At 73.2% G+C, this 15106-nt stretch carries 16 protein-coding genes; 9 read left to right on the top strand and 7 right to left on the bottom strand.

What is annotated here, in order from left to right:
* Positions 1-383: 383 nt before the first annotated feature.
* Together ACFZAT_RS01325 and ACFZAT_RS01320 are read left to right on the top strand one after the other, a co-directional pair.
* Positions 384-2045, top strand: coding sequence for an RNA ligase family protein (locus tag ACFZAT_RS01325; protein ID WP_391258441.1), 1662 nt, complete (start codon positions 384-386; stop codon positions 2043-2045).
* Positions 2045-4201 (top strand): RNA repair domain-containing protein, encoded by a 2157-nt coding sequence (locus ACFZAT_RS01320; RefSeq protein WP_391258438.1) that lies wholly within the window; start codon positions 2045-2047, stop codon positions 4199-4201. Before ACFZAT_RS01325 ends, ACFZAT_RS01320 begins: the two co-directional genes overlap by 1 nt.
* A 21-nt stretch (positions 4202-4222) precedes the next feature.
* Here the strand turns inward: ACFZAT_RS01320 and ACFZAT_RS01315 are convergent, their stop codons facing one another.
* The gene (locus tag ACFZAT_RS01315) at positions 4223-5473 is read right to left on the bottom strand and encodes a serine aminopeptidase domain-containing protein (RefSeq protein ID WP_391258435.1); all 1251 of its coding nucleotides are present in this window, start codon (positions 5471-5473) and stop codon (positions 4223-4225) included.
* A gap of 20 nt (positions 5474-5493) precedes the next feature.
* Here ACFZAT_RS01315 and ACFZAT_RS01310 point away from each other — a divergent pair, with 20 nt between their 5' ends.
* On the top strand, positions 5494-6078 hold the full coding sequence (locus tag ACFZAT_RS01310) for a helix-turn-helix domain-containing protein (RefSeq protein ID WP_391258432.1): 585 nt from the start codon (positions 5494-5496) through the stop codon (positions 6076-6078).
* 106 nt (positions 6079-6184) lie between these two features.
* Here the strand turns inward: ACFZAT_RS01310 and ACFZAT_RS01305 are convergent, their stop codons facing one another.
* Positions 6185-6454 (bottom strand): GlsB/YeaQ/YmgE family stress response membrane protein, encoded by a 270-nt coding sequence (locus ACFZAT_RS01305; RefSeq protein WP_073964445.1) that lies wholly within the window; start codon positions 6452-6454, stop codon positions 6185-6187.
* A gap of 178 nt (positions 6455-6632) precedes the next feature.
* On the opposite strand from ACFZAT_RS01305, the gene ACFZAT_RS01300 reads away from it, so the two are divergent.
* Together ACFZAT_RS01300 and ACFZAT_RS01295 are read left to right on the top strand one after the other, a co-directional pair.
* Positions 6633-7832 carry a M20/M25/M40 family metallo-hydrolase gene (locus ACFZAT_RS01300; protein WP_391258428.1) on the top strand — a complete coding sequence of 400 codons (1200 nt, stop codon included), beginning with the start codon at positions 6633-6635 and terminating at the stop codon, positions 7830-7832.
* Positions 7822-8475: a hypothetical protein gene (locus ACFZAT_RS01295; protein WP_391258425.1), complete on the top strand. Its 654-nt coding sequence runs from the start codon at positions 7822-7824 to the stop codon at positions 8473-8475. Before ACFZAT_RS01300 ends, ACFZAT_RS01295 begins: the two co-directional genes overlap by 11 nt.
* A gap of 7 nt (positions 8476-8482) precedes the next feature.
* Here the strand turns inward: ACFZAT_RS01295 and ACFZAT_RS01290 are convergent, their stop codons facing one another.
* On the bottom strand, positions 8483-8692 hold the full coding sequence (locus ACFZAT_RS01290; RefSeq protein WP_391258422.1) for a DUF397 domain-containing protein: 210 nt from the start codon (positions 8690-8692) through the stop codon (positions 8483-8485).
* Entirely contained in the window at positions 8689-9570 is an 882-nt protein-coding gene (locus tag ACFZAT_RS01285) for a Scr1 family TA system antitoxin-like transcriptional regulator (protein WP_391258420.1), read from the bottom strand. Before ACFZAT_RS01285 ends, ACFZAT_RS01290 begins: the two co-directional genes overlap by 4 nt.
* Positions 9571-9730: 160 nt before the next feature.
* Here ACFZAT_RS01285 and ACFZAT_RS01280 point away from each other — a divergent pair, with 160 nt between their 5' ends.
* From ACFZAT_RS01280 to ACFZAT_RS01270, 3 genes are all read left to right on the top strand, one after another.
* Positions 9731-10156, top strand: coding sequence for an ATP-binding protein (locus ACFZAT_RS01280; protein WP_391258417.1), 426 nt, complete (start codon positions 9731-9733; stop codon positions 10154-10156).
* 270 nt (positions 10157-10426) lie between these two features.
* On the top strand, positions 10427-11215 hold the full coding sequence (locus ACFZAT_RS01275; protein WP_391260151.1) for a helix-turn-helix domain-containing protein: 789 nt from the start codon (positions 10427-10429) through the stop codon (positions 11213-11215).
* Positions 11216-11256: 41 nt separating this feature from the next.
* On the top strand, positions 11257-11607 hold the full coding sequence (locus tag ACFZAT_RS01270; RefSeq protein WP_391258414.1) for a hypothetical protein: 351 nt from the start codon (positions 11257-11259) through the stop codon (positions 11605-11607).
* Between the two features lie 6 nt (positions 11608-11613).
* Here the strand turns inward: ACFZAT_RS01270 and ACFZAT_RS01265 are convergent, their stop codons facing one another.
* The 3 genes from ACFZAT_RS01265 to ACFZAT_RS01255 form a co-directional block, all read right to left on the bottom strand.
* Positions 11614-13332 (bottom strand): SulP family inorganic anion transporter, encoded by a 1719-nt coding sequence (locus ACFZAT_RS01265; protein ID WP_391258411.1) that lies wholly within the window; start codon positions 13330-13332, stop codon positions 11614-11616.
* A complete protein-coding gene (locus tag ACFZAT_RS01260; protein ID WP_391258409.1) occupies positions 13329-13997 on the bottom strand; it encodes a GAP family protein in 669 nt (222 codons plus the stop codon). Before ACFZAT_RS01260 ends, ACFZAT_RS01265 begins: the two co-directional genes overlap by 4 nt.
* Before the next feature lie 92 nt (positions 13998-14089).
* Positions 14090-14542, bottom strand: coding sequence for a hemerythrin domain-containing protein (locus tag ACFZAT_RS01255; protein WP_391258406.1), 453 nt, complete (start codon positions 14540-14542; stop codon positions 14090-14092).
* A 55-nt stretch (positions 14543-14597) separates the two neighbouring features.
* Here ACFZAT_RS01255 and ACFZAT_RS01250 point away from each other — a divergent pair, with 55 nt between their 5' ends.
* Positions 14598-15068 (top strand): GNAT family N-acetyltransferase, encoded by a 471-nt coding sequence (locus ACFZAT_RS01250; RefSeq protein ID WP_391258403.1) that lies wholly within the window; start codon positions 14598-14600, stop codon positions 15066-15068.
* Positions 15069-15106: the final 38 nt, after the last annotated feature.

Raw genomic sequence — 15106 nt, 5'->3', positions numbered from 1 at the left:
AAGGGGGTGCGGGCCGAAGACCACGCTGCCGGGGGTGAAACCCCACCGGGCGCCTGGCCGGTGCCCCACTTACGCTTCCCGGAAGATTCCCGTACGTCCGGCCCGCATGGGGCCGACGAGTACTGTGGGACTCGCTTCCGGTCCTCCCGGCGGGAGGCGCGCAGCATTGACACTCAACCGAGCAACCTGGCTAGTGTGCCATACGGGCTGCGGGCCTGGCCAATCGGGTCGGGGATCTTACCCCGGCCGAGTGGATGCTCAAACGCAGGCGCGCATCGGGGGTCCCGGACCCCGCCGCCCACCCCACTTATTCGTTCGTACGCGCAAGCCCCCGCCCCTACAGTTTCCGACCGGATGCGGCGACGGTACGGGGGCGGAAGATCATGCGGACGCACTATCCACGGACCCCTCATCTGCCCTGGTCGCCCGGTGCCACCTCCGACGACGTGCGGATGACGGATCTCGCGGCGCTGGCCGGGACCGAGGTCGTCGTCACCGAGAAGCTGGACGGCGAGAACACCACGTTGTACGCGGACGGGCTGCACGCCCGTTCGCTGGACTCGGCGCACCATCCGTCGCGGACCTGGGTGAAGGCCCTCCAGGCCCGGGTCGGCTCCCGCATCCCGGCGGGGTGGCGGATCTGCGGGGAGAACGTGTTCGCGCGGCACTCCCTCGCGTACGGCTCGCTGGAGAGCCACTTCTACGGGTTCTCCGTGTGGGACGGCGACCGCTGTCTGGACTGGGACCGGACCGTGGAGTTCCTGCGCTCCCTGGGCATCCCGGCGCCGCCGGTGCTGTGGCGCGGGGTGTTCGACGCGAAGGCGCTGCGCGCGCTGAAGCCGGATACGGGGCGGCAGGAGGGGTACGTCGTCCGGCCGGCGGCCTCCTTCCCGGCGGCCCGGTTCGGCCACGTCGTCGGGAAGTGGGTGCGGCCGGGGCACGTGGTCACCGATACGCACTGGATGCACGCGGAGGTCGTGGAGAACGGGCTCGGCGCGGGGGCGGCGCTGTGGGCCGTACGGTCCGGAGCCCCCGTCGCCCCGGAGGCGCTGGCGGCGGCGGTGGGCGCGCAGGACCACGACGCCCCCGCCGCGCTCGCCGCCGCCGACGCCCTCGACGCCCTCGGCCGCACCGGGGACGACCGGCTCGCCGGCGTCCTCGCCGCCGCGCTGCACGGCACCCGCCGCACCGCCCTCGTCCCGCTCCTCGCCCCCGGCGTCGGCATGCCGCTCGCCCGTCGCGTCGCGGACCTCGTCGGGCTGGCCCCCGGGCTGCACCGGCCCTACCCCGACGAGGAGCGGCGCGCCGGGCTGGCCCGGATGGCGCTCGCCGCCGACCTCTCCGTGCTGCACGCGGTGTCCGGGGTGCTGGCGGACACCGCCGGGGCGCGGGAGCAGGTCGAGTGGTCGGCGCTGCACGCGGAGGAGGTGCGGGAGCCGGACGGGCTGGCCGAGGCGTTCGCCGATCTCGGGCCGGAGGCCGCCGCACGCTGCCTGGCGCAGGCCCGCGAGGCGTACGCGGACGGGCGTATCGCCACCGCCGAGGAGGCCGTCGCCGCGACCTGGCGATGGCGGTCCGGGGACTTCCCGCGCCTGGTCCAGCTGGCCGGGCCCTCGGGCAGCGGCAAGAGCACCTTCGGCCGGGGCCTGCCGGGGGTCGCGACGTACGTCTCGCTGGACGATCTCCGCCTGGCCCGGGGCTCGCGCGCCGACCAGAGCGCCAACGGGGACGTGCTGCGGGAGGGCCTGGACCGCCTGGACGCGGCCCTCGTCCCCGGCGCGACGGTGGTCTGGGACGCCACCTCGCTCAACCCGCACCAGCGCTCCCTGGTCCACGCGGTAGCCCGCCGCCGCGACGCCCTGGTCACGCACGCCGTGGCCTGGATCGGCGAGGCGGAGCTGGCCGCGCGCAACGGGCGCCGGGAGCACCCCGTACCGCCGCAGGTGCTGGCGTCGCAACTGCACCGGTTCGTACCCCCGTATCCCGGCCAGGCGCACCGCACCTGGTACATCGGCACCAGCGGAACCGTGGAGGACCGGGCCTGATGCGTACGAGCGAGGAGATCTACCACCGGGTCCGCTGGGACGCCCGCTTCGATCCGGCGCGCTTCGTGCTGGGCGTGGCGCAGCGCGGCCGGGAGCCGAAGCGGGTGCCGCTGGACCGGTTCACGCCGGGCGGGGACATTCCCTGGCACCGGGTCCTCTTCTTCGAGGCGGACGGCGAGGTCGTCTGGGACCGGGCGACGGGCACGGACCGGATCGACGCGACGGACGCCGGCCGGATACGGGAGGCGCGCCGCCTGCCTTCCCCGTACTTCACGGCCCGGACCCCGCACGCGTACTCACCCGCGTCGGGCACCTGGTCAGTGGCGCCGAGCGGCGCGAAGGGCCCGGCGGGTCCGCTGACGGTCCTCACCTGGAACACCCTCTGGGACCGCTACGACAGCGACCGCATCGACACCGCGCACCGCCGCCCCCTGCTCGCCGGGGCGCTGCGCGCGGCGGACGCGGACGTGATCGCGCTCCAGGAGGTGGAGCCCGCGCTGCTCACGCTGCTGCTGGGCTGCGACTGGGTGCGCGCTCACTACACGCTCGCGACCGACCCTGCCGGGCACGACGTGCCGGACCACGGTCTGCTGCTGCTCAGCCGCCTCCCGGTGAGCGAGGCGGCGTTGCACGCGCTGGGCCCGCACAAGGCGGTCGCTGCGGCGGTCGTCGAGACGGCGGACGGACCGGTCACGGTGGCCGTCACGCATCTCAGCAGCGACCACTCCCCCGAGGGCGCGGCCCGCCGGGACGCCGAACTGGCGGACCTCGCGACGGGGCTGGCGAATGTGGCGGGCGAACTGCTGCTCGTCGGCGACTTCAACGACGGCGGCGACCACCCGCAGACCCGCCTCGCGATGGCGGACGCGTGGACGGAGGTGCACGGCCCCGCCGACGACACCCCGACCTTCGACCCCTCGGCCAATCCGCTGGCCGCGATCTCGTCGCTCTCGGGCCGGGTGTCGCGCCTGGACCGGGTGCTGCTGCGTGCGGACCGGCTGCGGGCGTGTACGGCGGTGCTGCTCGGGGAAGAGCCGGGGCCGGGTGGACTGCATGTGTCGGACCACTACGGGGTACGGGTGGGGCTCGGCGCGGCTTCCCGGGCGGCCACCGCAGAAACCGCGCGCTCTGCCCAGGAGGCCGAGGCCGTGACCGCCCGCGTCGCCGCCGCCCTCCCCGACGCGCACGTCCGCCTCGTCGGCTCCCGGCGCATGGGCTGCGCGCTCCCCGGCGCCGACCTGGACCTGGTGGCGGCGCTTCCCGACGTCGCGGGCGTACGGGACCGGCTCGCCGCAGCCTTCCCGGAGGCGCGGGACCTGCGCGAGGTGCCGGGCGCCCGGGTCCCGGGCCTGCGCTGGTACGTGGACGGCCTGCGGGTCGACCTGGTCACCGTGGCGACGGGCCCCCTCCCCCCGGCCGAGGCGGTGGCGCGCCGCGCGGAGCTGGGCGGGGCGGCGGCCGTCGCGCTGAGCGCGGTGACCGACGCGGAGGCGTTCCCGCGTGAGGAGGCGTTCACCGCGCTGGCCCGGGATGTGAAGGAGTGGGCGGCGGCCAGGGGCCTGGACTCCGCGCCGTGCGGCGGCCTCCCGGGCATCGCCTGGGCGACCCTCGCGGCCCGCACCGCGCGCGGGGGCGGCGGCCTCCGGGACTTCTTCGCGACGTGGGCGGCGTGGGACTGGCGCGACCCGGTGGGCGAGGGCCCGGCGACGGGCGACCCGGTCACGGTGTACACCCCGACGCCCCCGGTCCGCTCCTGCACGACCCAGGTGAGCGCCGCCGGGCGCGACGTGCTGACGGCGGAGCTGTTCCGGGCGTGGGAGCTCCTGGACACGGAACCGGCCGCGCTCTGCGCCCCGCCGCCCCTCACCGAGCACACCGCCTGGGCCCTCGCGACGGCAGCCCCGTCCGAGGAGGGCCGCCTGCGAGGCCGCCTCCTCGCCCTCACCGCCGCCCTCGCGGAAGCAGGCGCCCCGGACACCCGCGTCTGGCCCCGCCCGGTCACGGCCCCCGACCACACGGGTTACGCGATCGGCCTGGGCACGACACCCCTGGAGCCGCACCGCCTGGCGGAGATCGGGGCGGAGGTTCTGCGCGGGCTCAAGGGGGCGTCGCTGCGCCCGGGCCCTGGTCCGGCGGCGCGTCCGCGCGAGTCCTGAGGGCAGGCGCTACGGAGTCCCTTACCGCGTCAGCCAGCTCGCGACCTCGTCCACCACGGCGGGGTCCACATGGCCGGGCCGCGCGTAGTCGGCCGGGGTGGACGGGCCGCTTCCGGCGAAGAAGAGGTGGTCGGCGCGCTCGTGGACGCGGATCGACACCTCCGGGCGGCCCGCGAGGGCGCGCCGCCAGCCCACGAGGTCGTCGGCGACGGTCACCTGGTAGTCCCGGCCGCCCTGGAGGATCAGCATCGGGCGGTCCAGCCGGGCGGCCGTCGCCGCCGGGTCGTAGGCGCGCAGGTCGAGCCAGTAGGAGGCGGAGAATCCCAGCGGCAGTGACTCCGGGGGCGTGTCGGGCGTGAGCCCCGGGTCCGCCACCGCGGCGGCCTGCCGGACCAGGGCCGACACCATCTCGTCGGCGGCCGGACCCGGTGCCGAGGCCGCCAGATGGCGCGCCACCCGGACCGCCGCCTCGTCCATCGGCCGGGTGTCCGCGGCAAGCAGCACCAGGCCCGCGACCGAGGGGTCGGCCTCGGCGATCCGGGGCGCCGCCTTGCCGCCCATGCTGTGCCCCAGCAGGTGGATGCGGTCCGGGGCCACCTCGGGCCGCTCCCGCAGCAGCCGGACGGCGGCGAGCGCGTGGGGCACGTACTCGTCGGCCATCGTGAAGTCCGGCCGCAGGCGGTCCGGGTGGGCGAAGGTCACCTTGTCGAAGCGCAGGACGGCCACCCGCCGGGAGGCGAGCCCCCACGCGAGGTCCTTCAGCGGCTTGTTCGCCCCGATGCTCTCGTCCCGGTCGAACGCGCCGCCGCCGCTGAGCAGCACCACGGCGGGCCACGGGCCCTCGCCCACGGGCAGGGTGAGCGTTCCGGGAACGGCGAGCGGCCCGGTGCCCACGACGACGTCGCACTCGGTGAACCGGTCCTCGTCCACGTAACCCGGCGGCTTCCACGTGGCGCCACCCTGCGTGTCGAACCGCAGCCCCTGCAACAGCCCGTCGTCACCGGCCGACGTGACCACGGTGAACCCGCCTTCGGCGCAGCGCACCGCTATGCGCACGCGCACCGAGCCGGCCTCGGCCACCGGCTCCGCCACGGCCGCCGAGCCGCCGCGCCCCGCCACCTCGGTGGCCCAGGCGAGCCGCAGCTGCTCGGCGGGGAGCGCCGCCCGCAGCGCGGGCGCGAACAGCTCCGCCGATTCCTCGAACCGCTCCGCCCGCAACAGCGCGGCGAACCGCCGCGCCGCCTGCGGTGTCCCACCCTCAACCGTTCTCATGATTGAGAAAGGTAGCACTCGTGAGAAGGTTGGGTGTGGACTCCCTGGACCTGCTCGCCCATCCCATCCGGCTGCGGATCGTGCTCGCGATGGGCGGCACGCGGACGCTGACCACCTCTCAGCTCTGCGCCCGCGTCCCGGAAGCCTCCAAGGCCACCGTCTACCGGCACATCGACCTGCTGGCGGCCGGGGGCATCCTTGAGGTGGCCGAGGAGCGCCGCGTGCGCGGCGCGGTGGAACGGCATTACCGGCTCCGGCAGGACCGGGCCGCGATCACTCCGGAGACGGTTTCCGCGCTCACTCCGGAGGACCACCGGCGGGCCTTCACCACGGCGATGACGGCTTTGCTGGCCGAGTTCACCGCATATCTCGACCGTGACGGCGCCGATCCCGTGGCCGACCGAGTGGGCTACCGCCAGCACTCGCTGTGGCTCAGCCCGGCGGAGCTGGACGAGCTGATCGGCGGCCTGCGCGCGGCCATCGCCCCGAAGCTCGCCAACGAACCGAGCCCTGAGCGGACTCAGTATCTGCTCAGCCCGATCCACTTCCCGATGGAAGCGCCTTCCCCGCCCGGCCCCGTGCCGCCCCCCGCCACCGACGGCTGAGTTCGCGCCTCCCCTGCCGGTGCACCGTCCGTCCCCCTGGTGACACGCGAAACGGCTTCCCCGGAGTCGGGGAAGCCGTTGCGCGACCGTGCAGAGCGGTGAGGGGTCAGGCGTGGCGGCGGTTGCCGGTGATGACCCGGTAGAGCACGAGCAGGATGATCGAGCCGACGATGGCCGCGATCCAGGTGGAGAGTTCGAAGAAGCCGTCGATGGAGTCGACGCCGAAGATGACCTTGCCGAGCCAGCCGCCGAGCAGGCCGCCCGCGATGCCGATGAGCATCGTGATGATGATGCCGCCCGGGTCCTTGCCCGGCACGAGCGCCTTGGCGATGAGACCCGCAAGAAGCCCGATGATGATCCACGCGATGATGCCCATGATGTCCCACCTGCCTGGTCGTATAAAGGTTTTGTCAACGACCGTCTTTACCGGAAGGGCGTCTTCAAACATCGGCCGTGCAGATGCGGGCGGCGGGCCTGTGGATGACGACCGGGGCACGGGGTCACGCATGGCAATTCGGTTGCGCGCCGGTGCCCGGCTCCGCGACCTTGCCCCCATGTCACTCGACGAGGAACTGATAGCGCTCCGCCGGGAGATCCACCGTCGCCCCGAACTCGCGGGCGGGGAACGGGAAACCGCCGGGCTCGTCGCCGAGCAGCTGCGCGCGGCGGGCCTGGAGGTGACGACCGGCGTCGGCGGGCACGGGGTCGTCGCCGTGCTCGACGGCTCGGCGGACGGCCCGACGATCGCGTACCGCGCGGACATGGACGCCGTGGACGCGACGAAGAACGTCCTGCCGTTCCCGCGTACGGGCCGGGTGTACGACGAGGGCTTCGCCTCGACCGTGCCCGGCGTCGCGCACCTCTGCGGGCACGACCTGCACACCGCGATCGGCGTCGGCATCGCGCGGCGGCTGGCCGCGTCCTCGGATCAGGTACGCGGCCGGCTGGTCTTCGTGTTCCAGCCCCCCGAGGAGCCGTTGCAGGGCGCCCGCGCGATGCTCGACACGGGCGTCGTGCAGCGGCTCGCGCCCCGCGAGTTCTACGCCCTGCACACCAGCCCGTTCCCCACCGGCACCATCGCCGTGTCCCCCGGGCACGGCCTGCCCGGCCTCGACCAGCTCCGCATCCTGCTCCCGGCGGACGCGGACGCGGCGGCGGTCGCGGCCGAGGTCGGGGCGCTCGGCACCGTCCACTTCCCGCAGAACGTCACCGAGTACCACGCGGGCTTCCACGCCCTCCTGGACCCCGACGCGGCGGCGTCGCGCCGGGAATCCGCGTCCGTCGCCGCGTGGCCGGAGCCGGGCCCCGCCGTCGGCGTACTCCTGCGCATCTGGCCGCAGGAACATCTGCCGGACGTACGCGCCCAGGTCGAACGCCTGGCGACGACGGCCGGTGGGCACGTCGCTTCCCAGGGCGCCCCGTTCCCCGCCCTGGTGAACTCCCCGGAGCTGAGCACGGCGGCCGGTGACTACTTGAGTACGGCGATGGGCCCGGAATCCGTCCTGCGGGCCCGCGCCTCATGGCCGTACAACTGCGAGGACTTCGCCCTGTTCACCCACGAGGCCCCGGGCGCGCTGCTCTACTTGGGCGTCGCGAACACCGACGCGGGCATCGACGGCGCCCCGCACTCCCCCGAATTCGCGGCGGACGAACGCGCGATCGGCCACGGCGTACGCGCCATGACCGGTCTCCTGACCCATCGCCTGACGACGGGTCGAAGGGGGCCGCACTACGGTGTGCGTCATGGCGAGTGAGACGGAGACCGATCGTGCCGCCCTGGCCCATGAGGTGTGCCTCGCGCTGAAGACGGGCTGCCCCGGATCACGTGCGGAGCTGACCGGCTCGCTGGGATCGGGCACGGCGGACGCCTTCAGCGACATCGACATCGCGTGGGTGGTGCCGGACGCGCGGTTCCCGGACTGCCTGACGTGGGCGGTGGGGGTGCTGGGCGGGGTCCGCCCGGTCGAGAGCGTCCGTATCGACCCGGACTTCTACCGCTCCGACCGCCGACGCCTCCTGTTCGTCCGCTTCGCGGGGGTGCCGCTGTTCTGGCGGCTCGATCTGGACGTCCGCGCCGCGTCGGTCGCGGACGACCCGCACTACGACGTGGGGAACCCGGCGGCGCGCGCCTGTGACGACGAGTGGTCGCGGCCGGCCAGCGCCCTGGCCAACGCCATCGGCGCGGTCAAGGCGGTGGCCCGAAAGCGGGACGACGAGGCCCGTGGCCTGCTGGACCGGGGGTTCGCCCGGATCGGCGAGGACGACCGGGCCTGCGGCGCCTGGGCCGACGACGTGGCCCGACTCGCCCACGCCGCCGCACTGCGCGACGCGTCCTTGTCGGACCTGGCGGCCCAGGTCACCGCACTCGCGGCCCACCACATGGGCGGCACCGCCTGACGACTCCCTAGGAGTCAGCGGCGTACGAAACGAACCCCGCCCACGCGGTCTCGCCGAAGGCGATCTGCGGCACGGACAGGTCCTTGGAGTCACGAACATGAACCGAACCGGACGACGCCGCGACCTCAACGCACTCGTTACTGTTGCTGCTGTCGCTGTAGCTGCTCTTGAACCACTCCAGCCGAGGAGCGTCGACGCCAGAGTTCTTGGTGATCATGTCTCTCCCAGTACTTGCTCGATGAAGGCCCGCGACTCCCGAGGCGTGAGAGCCTGAGCCCGCATGATCCCAGTTCGCAGCTCGATGATGCGCAGGTGCCGCGGATCAGCGACCGGACGGCTGCCGAACTCGCCTTCCGAACGCCCCACTGCCGATCCGTCCTTGAACTTCAGCACCTGCATCTCACCACCCATTCCCGCGTGGTCCTCGCGGTTGGTCGGCATCACCTGGATCTCAACGTTCCGCAACTCGCCCACCTCCAGGAGGTGTTCGAGCTGACGTCGCAGCACCATTCTGCCCCCAAGAGGGCGCCTCAGCGTCGCCTCTTCCTGCACAAAACTGAGCTCCGGCGCAGGTGAGCGGCTGAAGACGGACTTTCGAGCCATCCGCGCAGCGACCAGCCGCTCCACCTCGTCCGAGGAAAAGCCGGGGCGCCGCATTCCGAACAGCGCACGCGCGTACTCCTCCGTCTGCAACAGGCCGTGGAGGTTGTGACTTCCGTAGGCCGAAAGCTCGACGGCCTGGGCCTCCATCTTCGCCAGCTCGCGAATCTTCTTCGGGTACCTGACCGTTGCCAGGTCCTTCTTCATCGCGACGATCTTGCCGCTCGCCCCGCACACCTCGTCCGCCATATCCAGCAGCTCAGGCCGAGGGATGCGGCGCCCGCCCTCCACCTTGTAGATCAGGTTCTCCCCGTACCCCAGCCGCGTACCGAACTCCGCCGCCGTAAGCCCCGCCGCCTCCCGCCACGCCCTGAGCTGGCGGCCCACCGCGGCGACCACCGCGACGCCCGACTCGTCGTCGGGATCGACGTCCCAGCCGGGTTCGTCCGCCCCGGCATCCGTCTGCCACTCCGTACCGACCTCGTCCACACTCATCCGTGCCCCGCTTTCACGCGTGCCGTCGTTCCTCAACCGTGTACGTCCCCCGGGCGTCACCCCGTACAGCGGGGACAACGCTGGACAAGCTCGGGACAATGACCGTACGTAAGCATCGAGTCACTGTTCACGGTAGGGGCGCGCGGCCACCCTGAGTGACGTGAATCGAGAAATCACCCGACCCGAAACTTCCGCTCCCGTCCGGGAGTTCGCCGTACAGCTCTCCCCCACCCGCCGGGGCGCACGGCTCGCCCGGCTGCTCACGACGGCGCATTTGGGCGACTGGGGGCTCCCCACCGAGGCGGCTGCGCACATCGTGGCCGAGCTGGCCGCGAACGCGGCCACGCACGGGCGGGTGCAGGGCCGGGACTTCCGGCTGAGCCTCACCGTGGACGAAGCGTCACGGCTGCGGATCGAGCTGACGGACACCCGGAGTGACCGCCTGCCCGTGCCCGACACCCCCGGCCCGTGCGCCGAGAGCGGGCGCGGCCTGCTCATCGTGGCGGCGCTGGCGGACCGCTGGGGCGTCGAGGAGGGGCCGGTGCCCCGCAAGACGGTGTGGGCCGAGCTGGACCTCGTACCGTGACGTCCCCCACCGCGTCCCGGGTCACCGGGTCGCGGTCCTCCGCGACGCAAAAAGGCTTTTGAAAGAACCCGGGAAAGAACCAGACCAAAACCCACCCCACCCCGCCCTGACCTGCATCACTCGCGCGAGTGAACTCGGGCAACTGGGCTGGATTCGGGCCGGGTTCGCTCGCATATGCTCGCCGCGACAACACCACAGAACGTGACGGCCCCCGGCGAGACGGGAATCTCCACCGAGGGCCTGACCAACACGGAAGAGATCAGCTTCCTGATGGCTACCTCGCAGGCTATCGCGCCCCCTCGCGCCCCTTCCGGCTCCCCCACCGCCGGTGTCCAGCACGTCAACGTCCGCCACACCACCGGCTTCACGGTGATCGGCAACCACCTCGCCCAGCACGCGCAGCTCTCGCTCATCGCGATCGGGCTCGCCGCGCACGTCCAGTCGCTGCCCACGGGCGCCAGGATCGGCATCAAGCTCCTCGCGGCCCGCTTCCCGGAGAGCGAGGCCCGCATCGCGGCGGCGCTAAGGGAGTTGGAGGCGGCCGGATACCTGCACCGGGACCGCGTACGCCTGGCGGACGGCCGGGTGGTCACCCGTACGACGTCGTACAACCAGCCGCAGGCGACCCCGGAGCAGCGGGAACCCGCCCCGGCGACACCCCCGACCCCCGAACCGCACCCTGACCCGCGCCCCGAACCACACCCCGAGGCGGCCACCCTCCTCACGAGCCTCCGCCGCCAAGCTCCCCAACTCACCCTGTCCGCACGGGCGATCAGCGAACTGGCCCCCGCAGTCGCGACCTGGCTCGCCCGCGACGTACCCCCCGCAACGGTCCGGCACGCCCTGACGAGCGACCTCCCGCCGATCGTCAGGCACCCGGCGGGCTTCGTACGCAACCGCCTGACCGCCCTCCTCCCGCCCCCGCTCCCCCTCCCGACCGCACCGGAACCCGCCCCCGTCCCCCTCCAGGACTGCGACCGCTGCGACCGCGTCTTCCGCGCCCCGGAACCGGGCCACTGCCGCGACTGCCGCGAGGCGGAACCGTACAGAGCCGCCTGACCGGCCGAACCGTCCACCGGGCCGGCGGCGTCCTCCCGCACATGGACACCGACCGAACGACCCCCCGGCGCGAAGCCCTCACCGGCACCGCAGGACTCCTCACCGCGATACTCGGCGCCCTCGCGGGCCTCGTCGTCTGGCTTCCGTACGGGCGGAGGAGCCTCTTCGGCGGCTTCGAGGGCGAGCGGAACACCGATGTGCTCCTGCTGGGTCTGCCCATGCTGCTGCTCGGCGGCACGCTGGCGACCCTGGCCGCCTTCGCCGCCGTACGGGGGCGGTGGCGCACCGCGCTCGGACTCGCGACAGCCGTCGCGGGACTCGCCGCCCTCGGGTACGGCCTCGACGTCCTGGCGGAGCCGCAGGCGGTCTCGGACTGCGGGTCGCCCTGCTGAGCCGCGCTAAGCCCTGTCGGCCCGTGGCCCGGACGCCCAGCGGCACGCTTCCGCGTACGCGGTCTCCAACGGGCCGAAGATCTGTGGCGCGGCGGGAACGATGCCGCCGGGGCCGAGCCGGGCGGCGGTGCCGGAGCGCTCCAGGAGCCGGAGCAGGACGGGCTCGACACCGCACAGGATCAGCCGGCCGCCCTGGTCCTCCAGGCGGGCGGCGTAACGGTCGAGGAGCTTGAGCATCGCCGAGGAGGGCACGTCGGGCAGGACGCGGACGGTCAGGACGAGGACCGCCCCGCGCGCCCCGTCCACCCCGGGCAACTGGCTCTCGATCCTGGGCAGTTCGGCGAAGAAGGAGGAGCCCGCGTACTCCAGGACGGTCACCGTGCCCGGTGCGAGGGCGGTGGGCGGTTCGGCGGTCTCCCAGTGTCCGGGGCCGTCGGCTCCGTCCGGGGTGCGGCGCAGGGCGACGAGCTTCGCCTGCCGCGCGGCCTGCGCGCAGTACAGCAGGAGGGACAGAACGGCGCCCAGGACGATCGCCTGCTGGAGGGGGATCTGGGTGGTGGCCAGGAAGGTGAGGACCATCGCCGCCGACGACATCCGCGAGGTGCGCAGGACGAGGAGGATGTCGTGGCGCTTGCCCCAGACCAGTTCGCCGCCGACGACCAGGATCAGCCCGCCGATCACGGGCATCGGGATGCGCTCGGCGAGCGAACCGGCCACCAGGACGACCAGGGCGAGGAAGACGCCGGAGACGACTCCCGCCCAGCGGGTGCGGGCCCCGGCCGAGACCGCGACCCCGGTACGCGAGAGCGAACCGCCCGACGGCATCGCCTGGAACAGGCCGCCCGCGAGGTTGGCCCAGCCCTGGGAACGGAAGTCGCCGTTGACGTCGGAGCGGGTGCCGTCCGGGTTCGGCATCGACGGCGCGATCCCCGCAGCCTGGGCGAGGGCGACCAGCGCCACCGAGAACGCCCCGCCGATCAGGTGCGGCACGGCGGACAGATCCGGCGCGGTGAAGGACGGCAGGGCCATGGGGATGGCGGCGATGTCCCTGACCAGCTCCACGTCGGTGCCGAGGAGTGCCGCCCCGATGCTGGTCACGACCATCGCGATGAGCAGGGCGACGGGTTCGAGGCGTCTGACGGCTCGGGCCGCCGCCCAGATCGCGACCGTGACGGCGGCGGTGGCGGTCGCCGCGCCCTGCCAGCTCCCGACGTGCACCAGCCAGTCGACGAGCTGGTAGAGCTTGTTGTGCCCCTGAGGCGTGTAGGCGGTGGCGTCCTTCAGTACGCCCGTCATGATCTGCAGGGCGATGCCGGTGGAGAGGCCGGTCATCACCGCGTTCGACACGAAGCTCATGACCGCGCCGAGCCGCAGCACGCCCAGGAGCAGCATCGCCGCGCCGACCATCACGGTCAGCACGGCCACATTCCCGGCGTCCTTGGGGTCGAGCCCCGCGTCCGACAGGACGCTCTTCGAGGTCAAGGCGATCGCGCTGGTCAGCGTGGTGACCATGAGGACGGTACGGGAGGTCAGCGAGCCCACGATCGCGGGCACGACGCCCGCGTAGAGACCGGCGACCGGGTTGAACCCCGCGATCGAGGCGTACGCCATCCCCTCGGGGATGGAGAACAGACCGGTCACCGCCCCGGAGGCCGCGTCCGAAGCCTTCGGCCGGCCCAGCCCGGCGAGCGCCCGGCGGGCCCGGCTCGCGGCCGACCGCTTCACGAGAGGCCGGTGAGCGCGTCACCGATGTACTTGGCACCGAGCACGGCGAGGACGGTGGTCATGATCGCCGCGTTGTGGACGGACATCCACTCCTTCCACCCGCTCAGCACACGCGCCGAGCGACTGCCGCCCAGCAGGTAGACACCGAGGGGCAGCAGCGTGCACAAGGAGCCGACGACCACCATCAGCACGGCGGCCACCGTCTTGCCCGCGCCCGACGCGTCGGCAGTCGCGATCGAGACGGCACCGCCGACGGCCAGCACCAGGTTCTTGGGGTTGGCGGCCACCAGCGCGACCGCGAGCCCGGCCGCCTTGGCCGGGGTGAACCGGTCCAGGGCCCGCATCCACTTCGGCGCCGCGCTCTCGTGCCCCTCGCGCGGCCGGCCGCGCCACTGCCTGTACGCCATCAGCACGAACAGCACGCCCAGGGCCAGCTTGAGCCAGTACGCCCAGGAAGGCTTCTCCCCCTCGGTGTGCAGCCCGCTGCCCGCGGCCACGACGACGGCGACGACAGCCGCCAGACCCACCACCCAGCCGACGGTGAACGCGATGCCATTCGTCCGGCCCTTCGGGGTGGCCAGCATCAGGATCACCGCGATCAGCGGCAACGGGCTGATCGCGATGCCCACCGCCGAGGTGAGCATCGCGCCGATCGCCTCGCCCATGTGTGCCTCCTCGTCCCCGGCGTACACGGCCCTCCCATTGAGCACCGCGCCCACCGCCCCCCGCCCGGAGGGCGCGGCCACACGGGTGTGGCCTACGCCGGATGCGCCTCCCGCCAGGCCCGCATCGAGCGGTCCCACTCCTCCCCCGTCAACGCCGTGAGCGAGGCCGGGAAAAGACCGTCCTCCTCCTTGGCGATGTGGTGGTGCAGCTCGGCCACCGCCTCGCGCAGGCGGACGACGTCCTCGGCGCGGGTGAGGTCGATCTCCCGGAGGAACGCGCCCAGCTCGCGGTGTTCGCGTACGAGCGCGTCGATGTAGTCCGCGTACTCCGGGTCGGCCCTCATCACCGCGAAGAGCCCCTGCTCCTCGCCCTGCCAGTGCGCCACGAGCTCCCGCTCCATCCGGGCGACCAGGTCCGGGACGAGGGCCCGGCTCCCCTCGTCCAGCGCGCGCAGGGCCGCGCCCGCCGTGTCCGTGACGGACTCGTGCTCCGCGATGAACTCCTTGACCAACGGGATCTCACGGCAGCCGCAGTAGTGGCACATAAGGGGCACTTTGCCAGAGGTGCCGGGACCGCCAGCCCTCTGACAGACTCCCGCCATGCCTGTACGTACCACTCAAGCCTGGGACCTGCGCCCCGCCACCCCCGGCGACCTGGAAGACATAGTCGAGCTCAAGGCCGTCGTGATGCGCCCGGATCTGGTGCGCCTCGGCCGCTTCGACGAGCACCGGGCGCGGCAGCGGGTGCGCGACTCGTACGCCCCCGAGCACACCTCGGTCATCGTCGTGGACGGGCGGTTCGCGGGCAGCGTCGCGCTGAAGCCGGTCGGGGACGGCTATTTCCTGGAGAGCTTCTACCTGGACGAGGCCGTGCAGGGCCGGGGCGTCGGCTCCGGCGTACTGCGCCACTTCCTGGACCGTACGGACGCGGAGGGGGCGACCGTACGACTGATCGTCGTGCAGGGCAGCGCCGCCCGGCGGCTGTACGAGCGGCACGGGTTCGTCATGGAGCACGAGGACCCGATCGACGTCACCATGGTCCGCCGGCCCCCGGCCGACCCGTCACCGTAAAAACACCGAAGGGCCCCGCCCCACCGTGTGAACGGTGG

Origin of the sequence: Streptomyces sp. NPDC008163, from assembly GCF_042956885.1 — a bacterium.
GTDB classification, from domain to species: Bacteria; Actinomycetota; Actinomycetes; order Streptomycetales; family Streptomycetaceae; genus Streptomyces; species Streptomyces drozdowiczii_A.
This window is presented reverse-complemented; position numbering and strand designations above follow the sequence as displayed.